Source organism: Clostridioides sp. ES-S-0054-01, assembly GCA_021561035.1.
GTDB lineage: Bacteria > Bacillota > Clostridia > Peptostreptococcales > Peptostreptococcaceae > Clostridioides.
Map to the genome: position 1 here is coordinate 3,122,047 of CP067346.1, position 11,920 is coordinate 3,133,966.

The window sequence follows — 11,920 nt, forward strand, 5'->3', positions numbered from 1 at the left end:
CCTGATTAAATACGGTAATTTTTATGTATTGAACACTTTGATTTTAGATGATAAATTAAAAGCTGTCTAAATTTAATATGAAAGGAAATAACCTAATGCTAACAATAATTATTTCTTTACTTCCTGTAATGGGATGGGGATTAATGCCCATAGTTGCAAATCTAAAGAAGAGTTCTCCTTATGAACAACTTTTAGGTACCTCCATAAGTGCGTTTATATTTTCCACTATAATAATTTTGGTTATACATCCTGAAATTACATTTTTTTCATTTTATATAAGTATGATTTCTGGGATATTCTGGAGTTTAGGTCAACTGATGCAGTTTAAAGCAATCCAAATTTCTAGTGTATCTAAGGTAATGCCGATTTCAAATGGTTCACAATTAACTTTTACAACATTATTAGCTGTAATCTTATTTAATGAGTGGACTAGTTCTAAAATGTTCTTGATTGGTTCTTTATCGATATTTTGTATAATAATTGGTATACTTCTTACAAATTATCAAACTAAAAAATCTGCCGATAACAATATGTTAAAATGTGTCGGAATTGTATTATTATCCTCTTTATTTTTATCATTATATGTTATAACTAATCAAATATTTTCAATCGAAGGATACAGAATTATATTACCACAATCTGTTGGTATGTTGATAACTTCATTTATTATTGTTAAGTATTTTTCTAAAGAGATTGTATATAAAAAAAATGTTTTATTCAATTTAGTTACTGGAATATTGTGGTCAATAGCAAATTTAGGTATGTTTATAACGACTAATGTATTGGGAGTTACAATAAGTTTTTCTATTTCTCAAAGCTGTGTAATAGTAGCTACTTTAGGGGGGATTATATTATTTAAAGAGAAGAAGAATAAAAAAGAATGGCTTGCTATTTTTATTGGCATAATATTAATCATGTCTGGTGTCCTTATGTTGAGTATTATAAAATAGGTATTTATTCACACAAATCTATGCATATTTTTATACATATAAATTAACTGGTTCAATTTATTTTAAATAAATCTAGTTATATCCTTAAAATAATAACATATGTATTTATGAAACTAAACTACTCTCTAAAGGAATATTTGTTTCATTAAATACATATGCTAAAAATTTATAAAACTTTCTACCGTAACTAAAGTGCTAAGTAATCTACACTATGAGTAAGTTTGACTTTAAAAATTCATAATCTACTATTCTGCTATTTAATATTAAGTTTTTCATCTTCTATAAGTTTATCTGCAACCCATTCTGTAACTTGACCTGTTATTTTAATACAATGTTCTTTCCTTTCAGGAGACATAAAGTTATCACCATCCCACTTCTTTGTAATAACTCTACAACATGTTGCACCATATTCCTTTTTAATATAATCGTGTAAATCCTTAGCATATTCAAACATCTTTGGATTCATAGTTTCACCATGAACTCTTCCATATACAATACCTAAGGCCATTTCACCTCCAGATATTGCTCCACAAAGACATTGTGATTTTCCAATCCCTATTGGAAATCCTGATGCTAACTTAGTTATCTCTGGACTCAAAGGTTGTCCTAAAGCATCATTTATCGTTTGAAGAACTGCTTCAGAACAAAAAAACTCTCCCTTTCTAAAGTATTCTTCTGATATTGTTCTAACCTCTTTTAAATATTCTTCCTTTGTTTTCATTTGTTTATCCTCCAATAAAATTAAGCTAAATTAAACCTCTAGAATTAATGTTACTTCTATCTATCGATATTAATATTTTTATTAAATATTTATATTTAATAATTTTTATTTAGCTTTAGATGTAGTTTCTGATTTACTAAGATATATAATAAATAAAACTAAAACATATAAAATAATCACTGTAGCAATTATTTCTTCTAGTTTAGAAGCATATAAAACCCAACTTACAGGATGACCTAATTTAGTTAGATAACCATTCATTAGTTTCACACCCATAGCACTTATTGCCATAGGGAATGTAAATGCAGCAAAACTTGGATAAAAAGGCAATCTTAATAATTTTGGTAAGTATCCTAAAACTATAATATAAAATACCATTGACAGTATAAATAGCAAGTATAACATCACGCTATTTTTATCGGAAAAAGAATTAATATATCCAGACAATAATAGTGACCCTGGTGCTGCTAATATAGCTATACTTGGCAAAGATGCTTCAGGCATTTCCTTGATTATCCATATTCTTTTTAAAACTATTGGTATAAGAACTATATAAGATACAAATCCTATCCAAAAAGCAATCTTACCAATTAAAAATTGATTAAATGCTGGTGCTGTAACACTGGTTGCAACTATTCCAACATAGACTATATACCAAGATGGAAATACTGATTTTATTGAGAATTTAACTAAGAATTTCTTGCTAAACATGACTATCAATACCATATGCCCCACAATTCCTATTCCCCAAATTATAATACCTAACTCTAAAGATAGTGGTTTTACATATGTAGCAAATATCATTGTTGCCATTGTTATAGTTGGAAATGTACTTGAAATTAAAGGATTTTCTAACTGCTCTTTAACTCCCTTTCTAAGCAATATTATTTTAACTATATAAATTGCGTATAAAATAAATCCTATAAATCCAATTACACTATGTAATGATTCACTATAAGATTGTAATAAGTTACCTAAAGTAAATATTGATAAAATTAAACTTGCAATAGGTATAGGATATTTCTTTAGTAAATTCAAATTATGCCTCCTTTGTTACTAAATTATTTGTGTTTTAATTATATAAAAAAGATGGTCAAATTGACATATTATGACCACCTTTTTTATATAGAAAATATCTATTAAGTTTAATTTAATTATTACAAGTATCTATATTCTTAATATATTTATTTTTAATCAAATATACTAATTTGTTTATTCTTATCTATTTTAACAGTCTTCATATCTCTAATGCTTATTTTTGCATCATCTCTTAAAGTACCTATAAGTAATTTATTATCTTCTTTATAAAGCCTACAGTTTTCTTCTACTTTCGTATAATTAAAGTTAGCATAACAATACAAACAATAATGTCTACAAGTATTGTATTGCCCTATATCGACACTTTTAACACATCCACAAATATCTCTTTGTGTACTATCTTTTTTTACATCTACTTCATTACCTATAATTTTTGATATTAACCTATCATCAATACACTTACTTTTTCCAATCCCAAATTTACTTAAATTATATTCTTCAGAACACATTTCAAGTGTTATACCATGTTTATGAGCAATCTTAGAAATCTCTTTTGATAATATTTCTATTTCTTTAATTTCTATCTGCTTTATATGTAATGATTTAGTATTAAATTTTGTTTTCTTATATAAATCGATAAAACTTATTATACATTTTTCTGTAAATCCATCAATCTGATTACATAAGGCTGCAAATGATTCGATATGATAATCTACTGTGTACTTTTCACTTAAAAAAATTGGGTCATATCTTAAAATTACTCTTTCTTTGCCTATTTTTCTAGACAATTCCTTAAATGAATCTATTACCTTTCTTTTATCTAAAATACGTGTCTCTACTTCTTTGCCATATGATGTTATAGTATAGTGAAAATAATATTTATAGTCTTTTAATTTATTTAAATCATGTATCATTGGAGTTACATCCTTTGTCCAAAATACAAAACAATCGACAGTATGTGGATTTAACTCTATCTTACTAACCTGCTTTGGATTCATTGGATTAATAACATAGACAAAACCTTCTTCAAGTCTGTTAAAAAACCATTTACTATAGAAAGCAGGTATATCAGTTCTTCTACTCACGCTTACTATCATATTTAACCTCCATAATAATTATGTTCTAATATATTTTAACATAATTATAGCTCCAAGTACTTAATTTAATCAAAACCTTTAAAATAATTCCAGTATGATTTATTGGTTTATTTCTAGCATTTAAAATATCCTTATAAGTTTATAACTCTTTAAAAATAAATATATATTATTCCTAAACTTCTAAAACTAATTTTATAATAAAACTAAAAAAGGTGCTATTTTTAAGCACCCTACAATTTTACTTTTTAATAAATTTAATACTCTACAATTATATCAATATCACCTTAAAGGTAAACACTATATATTAAAACTTTATATCATTATATAATACAATTTTATTGTAGTTGGTTTGTTTTATCTGGTTCATGATGTCTATAATAATATACTGTTTCTTTTCCAATTACTTCAGAGCCAAGCTTCTCCCATTTTTCTCCATAGCTAGCTTCTATCTGTTCACATTCTGAATCTGTTGATGCTACAATAAGACCATAATTAGCTCTGAATACAGCTATTTCTTCATTTCCATTCTTATAACTCAACCTACCATTATTTAACCGTAACAAGTTTCCATTTTTTTGATAATTAAAGTTAATTCCATTAATAATTTCTGGACTAGATGAGTCAATAAATATATAATTGTTAAAGTTATTTTGTAACATTAAATTACCTCCTCCATGTACCGATTTAACGATATAATCGTAGGCATCTATATTACATCTCAATGTTAACTTTGGTATTTGAAAAGTTTTAAATACATAAACTTTATGTTTATATTCTAATCCATCATCCCAGTTGTCCTTATTATCACTGACTAAATTAATATTACATTCTGTAAAATAATTTCCATAAAATAAAGAATATGCTTCCTCTACCCTACCCTTTATATTTAGATATGTGTCATAATCTGTATTATAATAATATTGTCCACACCTTCTTATAATACCAGAAAAGTAACTACCTTTCATTGAATCAAATGAAAAACCACAATACCCACATTGGTCAATAGTAATATTATTAATTTTATAACTTCCATATCCCTCATAATTCTTAACTTGACTACTTATAAGACCAACTTTCTGTATTTTTTCAATCCTTACATTATTTATACTAGTACCAGTCCTAATCCTCATTCCATTTTGACATTTAGAGATTCTACTATTAGAAATAATTGTGTCTATTCCTGTATCAATACCTAAACCACAAGATGAAACTGTAATATCATTTACAATTGAGTAGTATGGTATCCTAATTCCTGTCCCCGAAAAACCACTTATATAGATATTTTCATAATGTCCTAGACCGTTAATCATATTATTACTATTGTCATACATGATTGCCGATACATTATTCATCTCAACATTCTTTTCATTCTTATTAATAATCATCTCATAATGATATTTAGGATTACCTTTTGTTGGAGGTTCATCATTAACCTTTATCTCACAACTATCAGAATAGAAATTTATATTTTTAATACATTGTTTTTTCCCTGTCAATGTAATAATGCTCATATTTTCTACTCCACGTGTTATAAATTGCGTAGCCTCTGTAGATGAATCAGAATCACCTTGCAATACAATTTCTTTGTTAATTTTAACACCACTTGTAAATAAGTATTTACCTTTTGGAAAATACAAGACACAAAAATCTGTTTCTATTTCATCAATAATATCCTGCAAATCAGGACCTACATTATACATACCATCATTTTTAACACCTCTTTCTACTACATTAATCCATCTTCCATCTTTAACCCCAGTTCTTCCTTCCATAATACTATATATTCCTTTCTAATTTACTTAATATCAAAATTTTATGAACCATTAGTAGCAAATCAATTTTTTATATTATTCAATTTACACTATCACCAAACCCTTTAGACCATAGTAACTAACTCATTAATAAAACACTTCTATCCAAATACTACATATTTTCTTATTTTTCTATCAACTTATAATAATATACAGTTATTCCAAACTCTACTTTTTCGCCAATTTGCTCCCATGTTCCTCCATAATGAGCAGAAAGTGTATTTTTATTTTTAAGAGTTGTTGACATAATGTCACCCACCTCTGGTTTATGCATTTTAATAATTTTGTCCTTACTATTTATATATATATTTCCATCTTTTATCTTGACTTTATCTTCATAATCTTCTTCAGATATACCAATCCCGTTGATACTACTTAATCTTCCATTATAAAATCTAACAGTTTGTCGCGTATTATTGTATGTTAGATTTCCTTTTTCTGACCTAATAATACAATCAGTAGCATCTATATTGCATGTTAATAGTACACCCTTAGTTTCAAGTGCCTCTATAATATACACCTTATGCTTATTTTCTTTGAAATCTTCCCAGTTATCTCCATTGGTATTTGACAAAACTATATTACTTGACTCCAATAAATTTCCATAAAGTAAAGAATATGCTTCTTTAGCTCTACTGCCTAATTCTAAATAAGTATCATAACTTACATCATAATAATATTGCCCACATCTTGTGATATTTCCTGATATTTGAACATTGGAAATAGAATCAAACCAAAATCCACAATATCCACATTGGTCAATTGTAACATTTGTAATAAAGTTTAAACCTCTACCAATATTTTTAATCCCAATTTTTTTTATTTCTTCCACTCTCATACCATTTATAAAAGTTCCAGTAGAAATTATCATTCCATCAACACAACCCCAAACCTTACTGTTAGCAATAATTGAATTTTCTCCTGTATTAATTCCAAGCCCTGATGTAAAAACCGTAATATCATTTGCTGTAGAATTATTAGGCATGTCAAGCGCACTTCCAGAAAAACCACTAAAGAAGAGGTTTTCATAATGACCTGGTTCTCCCTGTTTATCTTCACATACAACAGCTGATATATTTCTATAATTAATGATTACATCATGGTGGAATCTAGGTTTTCCATCTGTTGGAGGTTCATGATTAGGTGTCATATCTCTATAACAACTATCTGAATAAAAACAAATACTCTTAATACAGTGTCTTACACTTTTTACTGTTATAATTGCTACATTTTCACTTTTAGGGCTTTTCATTCCTTTAAAAGTAAACTGTGTTACTCCAGCGGTGTTTTTAGGAACATTTGCCAAAATATAAGAATCCCCACATAAAGTTAATCGTTTCTTAATCTTAACACCATTTTCAAATAAATATTTTCCTTTTGGAAAATATATGATAGAGTCTTCTGGTGCAGTATCCATAATTTCTTGCAACCTGAAACTTACATCTTTTGTTTCATCATTACAAATTCCATAATCTATGACATTAATCCAACCACTTGTATCTTTAATTATTATAGGCTCTTCCATTACTCACTACCTCCTAGTTTCATAATTAATCTTTTATCTTTTTATAATAGTACATATATTCCCCAGCCAATGATTTTACATCAATCTGCTCCCATGTTCCTCCATGTAATTTATTTATTTCTTCTGCCGAATCTAGCACTGAATATATTACAGTATTCTTTTTTAATCTAGGAACCATTAAATACTTACCTCCATCATCTATATACAGAGTGTTTTCAATTATCTTAATTAAATCTTTTTCGTCTATATCAGAAATTTGAACACCTCCTACAGAACAAATCTCACCGTTATAAAATTTATAAGTATTTCTACCATTTTCTAATAATAAATTGCCCTTTGCACAATGTATAAAGTCATCCGCTTCAGCAAAACATGTTAACATTATATTGTTAGTTTCATTTGCCTTGATTACATATATCTTATGTTCATTAAGTGAATCACTTTCTAAAGTATCAATATTACTATTCATCAATACAATATTGCAATTCTCTAAAATATCTCCATAAAAAATGGAATACGCTTCTTCTTTTCTACCTTGCATATTCTCATAAGTATCATAATCAACATTTTTATAATACTGACCACATCTAGTAATTCTTGCAGTTATCTGGCTATGGTACATTTTTTCAAACATAAATCCACAATATCCACATTGGTCTACTATAAGATTCATAATAAGGTTAAAACCAAATCCTTTATTATTTATACCGATTTCTCTTATTTCTTCTATTCTCACATTATTTAAACTGACACCAGTAGTAATCTCTATTCCATTTTTACATTCGTAAATCTTGCTACTAGAAAGCATCGATTTTTCTCCTATCTTCATACCAAGACCACATGAAGTAACAATAATATCATTGCCAGTTGAATAATCTGGAATCTCAATTCCTGTCCCTGAAAATCCAGAAATAAACAGGTGTTCAAAATGAGATAGGCATTGTGTTCCTTCATACTCTTTAATAGCAGATACATTTTTAGGTAATATTTTTTCTATATCATGACTATCGTGATAAAAATTAATATTTTTGATACATTGACTTTTTCCTGTCAATGTAATAATGCTCATATTAGAAACTCCTCGGGTTATAAAATTGGTTGTTCCTATGATTGATTGTTTGCTATCTGAATTTGATAATTGAGTATCTCCTCCATAATAAGAATCTCCTTGAAGTGTTATTTGCTGACCAATTTTAATACCTTCTTCAAATAAATAATTGCCTTTTGGAAAGTATATAATGGAACCTTCTAATGACTTATCAGAAACAATATCTTGTATCATATTACTTACATCATATTTTCCAGTAATGTCTATTTTACTGTTTAATTCCAGTACATTAATCCAATCTGGAGTTTTAGTTTCAATTTTCATGATTAATTCCTCCTCTTTAGAGTTAAATTATTTTTACAGAAACAAATTTTTTTGACTATAACTGAAGTGACTTTTACTCTCTTTTGGAATTTTGAGAGGACAATTTTCATTTTTATAATATAATTATAATTTAATTATATTTTCCACTATTGCTAAGTTATTCTTAATTTTTCAATACAAATTTTATATAATGATTAAAATAGTTAAGCTTTGTATCAATATGATTTAATACCAATAAAAAAACACTCATTCTAAACTATCCCCCTCTTAGGAAACAGTTGAAATATGTAAAACTGTCTAAAACAGTGGGTATAGTTCAGCTCAGAGTGACTCTTCTTTAGATATTATCATCAATATCAATTATACACTTATTACATTTATTACAATAAAATGCTTTAGCCTTAGAACCTTTTAAAAAAGAGAATTTTGCTAAAGCTATTCCATCTTTACCAGTAGAATTACATAAGATACCAGAATCTCCATTTTCAGGAGTCCAACACAATATCTCACTACTATTCTTTATGTACCCTACTTTCATTTTAGACTTACAAAATGGGCAGATAATAATACCAACTCCTTAACAAATTATCTTAAGGTCTAACTGGGTCAAACCATGAACCACTTATAGGTTCCTGAAACTCCCACGCCTAAAGGCACGGGGTTCTTAGGTACTACATGAATTTCTATAATACTCTTAGTTACAATAAATCATAACCTACAACATATTATCACTAATCATATTCCGTAATAATCACCCATAAATCCAATACCACTAATATTTGCTATTGTCTTATGTGGTAAAGGGCTAATCCCTGATTGCATTTCTGGATTAATATAAGCTTTTTCAAAATATCCATGTTCTAGATTATTTTTCTCTGATTGAGAATATGCTCTATATCCTTTACTTTGAATATATTTTGAAATCCAATCAGCTAACTCTTCTACTTTTTCCTCTTTTTCCAAGAACTCATCACTATCTGTAGGTAAGTTATTGTATATATCTGTAATAAATTTTTTCGATAACCCTATACAAAATAAAATTGCTTTAGAGAAACCTTGTGTTTGACTTGTTGGAAATTCAGATATATCAACAAAACGAACAATATCTACACCTTTACTGTATAAAATAGATTTTAATTCATCATTCATATTTGACTCCTCCCATAGATAAAAATAATATTATATATTAGTAGAATTTACTATTCTAATTACGTTAACCAATACTTTGTACATTCTTTATTTCTACTCATAAAACCATATTCAATTAAATATCTTCTAATTGTTGCAAAATCACCATATATAGATTCTAAAATCTGATTAACTTCCTTTTCTGAATATTGCTTCCCACGCTCAAATTGTTCCAAAATCTTAGATAAAATTACGACCTTTTTCTTTTCTTTTGAAGAAAATACTTTTAATTTTAAAGGATTCATACTTTCAAATGATGTATCTAAAATGTGTTTTCTCTCTTCTTCAGTTACTACATATCTTTCATCTACCATTCTAGCATGTTCATGGATTGGTATTATAGTGCTACCTTTATTAGATTTATCTTCAAATACAGATTCATATAGTGCTAAATATAACTTAGCTTGTTTTGCTTTTTCTCTGAACATAAATTTTTGATGACGTATAGTAGAGGTGGACACTCCAACCTTTTTTGCGATTTCCTTATCTGGTAAATCACTAATAAATAATTGAAATAATTGTTTTTGATTTTCAGTCAGTGTGTTGTACTTTGAATCACTATTAAGTAATTGCTCTAAATAATCACTATGTTCTAATTCCATATGAAGTTCAATAGCTTTTGAAGCTTCAAAGAATCTATTACCTATTTTATATATTTCTCCTACTTCATATGTTTTTGTACATTTAATACAACTATAACAATTTAAATCATGATTAAATATATAGCCTCGTTTAATATCATCGATAGAAAGATTTTCAATTTTCATGTCAGCACCTCCATTTCATAATTTACATTTTTCATAAATATATTATATTAAAGTTTATTAATATAGTCAACATTTTTAATTTTTGTTTATAAAATCTAATTATTTATTAATTTGAAATTACAAAATACAAAAATATATTTAAACAAAACTATTTAAATTTTTAGCTATACGAATACTTATTTATTCTATTTACTATTAAGTGTTTTTCTATATAAATCTAACCAATATTTACAAAATAAAAAGAACTCCTTAATTTATAATTAAAGAATTCTTTTTTATACAACAAATCTATACAATCAATCTTATAAAACATAAATTTATAAATATTAATCTTGTATTTTAGTTCTTTATTTAAACTCAATTACAGTATCCTTCCCACCTTCAACACTATTTCCTACATTATATGTATTCATATTGTACTCTGAATGATTAGTTATTGTAACTGGAGTAATAAGTGATATACCCTTTGATTCAATCAAAGAACGGTCAATTTTTAATATTGGTGTTCCTTCTTTCACTTGTTCTCCCACACTTACCAATGCCTCAAAACCTTCACCTTTTAAATTTACAGTATCTAAACCAACATGAATAAGAAGCTCCATTCCATTTTCTAATTCTATTACAAATGCATGTTTAGTCTCTGCTATCACTGCTATCTTTCCATTGATTGGAGCATAGAAAATATCTCCTGTAGAATCTATAGCTACACCCTCTCCCATAAGTTTTTGAGAAAACACAGCATCTGGTATCTTAGATAACTCTATTACTTTTCCTGATATGGGTGATTTTATTGATTTTTTTTTAAACATTTTGAACATAAAATATACTCTCCTTTTTTACTTTTAACCATTATTAGCTGTTTTTAGCTTCTCACCTAGACTTCCTCCTGGATGATATTTATAAAAATCACCTGAATCAAAGTTACTATTCTTAGATAATGCACATGCAATAGAATCTCCTAAAACCAAAGTAATCGTAGATGATGTTGTTGGTGCTAAATTTAAGTGGTCTGCTTCATCCTTTGCAGGGTATATTAAAGCATAATCACACTCTTTTGCCAATACTGAATTTCTATTTGAAGTAAATGCAATTGTTTTAGAACCTATTGCTTTAACATACCTTATACAATTTACTACTTCCATAGAATTTCCACTATTTGAGATTAAAATTGTAATATCTTTACTTTCAATCATTCCCAAATCTCCATGTACTGCCTCTGTTGCATGTACAAAAAAACTTGGTGTCCCAGTACTAGCAAATGTAGCTGCCAATTTCTTGCCTATATGTGCAGATTTACCTACACCCATAAAAATTACTTTACCTTCACACTTGGCAATTTCATTAACTATACTTTCATATTCAATACCTACTTCATCTATTAAACACTTTATGGCATTCATTTCAGTAGTCATAACATCAACCATTGTTTTTAAATAGCTCATAACTATCTT

Annotated in this window: 11 protein-coding genes and 1 pseudogene; 1 reads left to right on the forward strand and 11 read right to left on the reverse strand. The window is 27.4% G+C overall.

Annotated features, from left to right (window positions below; genetic code table 11):
• Window positions 1-95 precede the first annotated feature (95 nt).
• Window positions 96-950 carry a sugar uptake protein gene (locus JJC02_14415; protein UDN56429.1) on the forward strand — a complete coding sequence of 285 codons (855 nt, stop codon included), beginning with the start codon at window positions 96-98 and terminating at the stop codon, window positions 948-950.
• Window positions 951-1,203: 253 nt separating this feature from the next.
• Here JJC02_14415 and JJC02_14420 read toward each other — a convergent pair whose 3' ends face one another.
• From JJC02_14420 to JJC02_14470, 11 genes and pseudogenes are all read right to left on the reverse strand, one after another.
• On the reverse strand, window positions 1,204-1,671 hold the full coding sequence (locus JJC02_14420; GenBank protein ID UDN54079.1) for a C_GCAxxG_C_C family protein: 468 nt from the start codon (window positions 1,669-1,671) through the stop codon (window positions 1,204-1,206).
• 105 nt (window positions 1,672-1,776) lie between these two features.
• Window positions 1,777-2,709: a TDT family transporter gene (locus JJC02_14425; GenBank protein ID UDN54080.1), complete on the reverse strand. Its 933-nt coding sequence runs from the start codon at window positions 2,707-2,709 to the stop codon at window positions 1,777-1,779.
• 152 nt (window positions 2,710-2,861) lie between these two features.
• Window positions 2,862-3,806, reverse strand: a complete 945-nt coding sequence (locus tag JJC02_14430; GenBank protein UDN54081.1) for a DUF1848 domain-containing protein — start codon at window positions 3,804-3,806, stop codon at window positions 2,862-2,864.
• A 335-nt stretch (window positions 3,807-4,141) separates the two neighbouring features.
• Window positions 4,142-5,578: a glycoside hydrolase family 55 protein gene (locus JJC02_14435; GenBank protein ID UDN54082.1), complete on the reverse strand. Its 1,437-nt coding sequence runs from the start codon at window positions 5,576-5,578 to the stop codon at window positions 4,142-4,144.
• 163 nt (window positions 5,579-5,741) lie between these two features.
• Window positions 5,742-7,142 (reverse strand): glycoside hydrolase family 55 protein, encoded by a 1,401-nt coding sequence (locus tag JJC02_14440; protein ID UDN54083.1) that lies wholly within the window; start codon window positions 7,140-7,142, stop codon window positions 5,742-5,744.
• Between the two features lie 25 nt (window positions 7,143-7,167).
• Window positions 7,168-8,514 carry a glycoside hydrolase family 55 protein gene (locus JJC02_14445; GenBank protein ID UDN54084.1) on the reverse strand — a complete coding sequence of 449 codons (1,347 nt, stop codon included), beginning with the start codon at window positions 8,512-8,514 and terminating at the stop codon, window positions 7,168-7,170.
• A gap of 337 nt (window positions 8,515-8,851) precedes the next feature.
• Window positions 8,852-9,052, reverse strand: a complete 201-nt coding sequence (locus tag JJC02_14450) for a hypothetical protein (GenBank protein UDN54085.1) — start codon at window positions 9,050-9,052, stop codon at window positions 8,852-8,854.
• Window positions 9,053-9,267: 215 nt separating this feature from the next.
• Window positions 9,268-9,663: pseudogene (locus JJC02_14455) on the reverse strand (epoxyqueuosine reductase).
• 59 nt (window positions 9,664-9,722) lie between these two features.
• Window positions 9,723-10,469 (reverse strand): DUF2087 domain-containing protein, encoded by a 747-nt coding sequence (locus JJC02_14460; GenBank protein UDN54086.1) that lies wholly within the window; start codon window positions 10,467-10,469, stop codon window positions 9,723-9,725.
• A 347-nt stretch (window positions 10,470-10,816) separates the two neighbouring features.
• On the reverse strand, window positions 10,817-11,287 hold the full coding sequence (locus JJC02_14465) for a PTS glucose transporter subunit IIA (GenBank protein UDN54087.1): 471 nt from the start codon (window positions 11,285-11,287) through the stop codon (window positions 10,817-10,819).
• A 24-nt stretch (window positions 11,288-11,311) separates the two neighbouring features.
• Window positions 11,312-11,911 (reverse strand): SIS domain-containing protein, encoded by a 600-nt coding sequence (locus tag JJC02_14470; GenBank protein UDN54088.1) that lies wholly within the window; start codon window positions 11,909-11,911, stop codon window positions 11,312-11,314.
• Window positions 11,912-11,920: the final 9 nt, after the last annotated feature.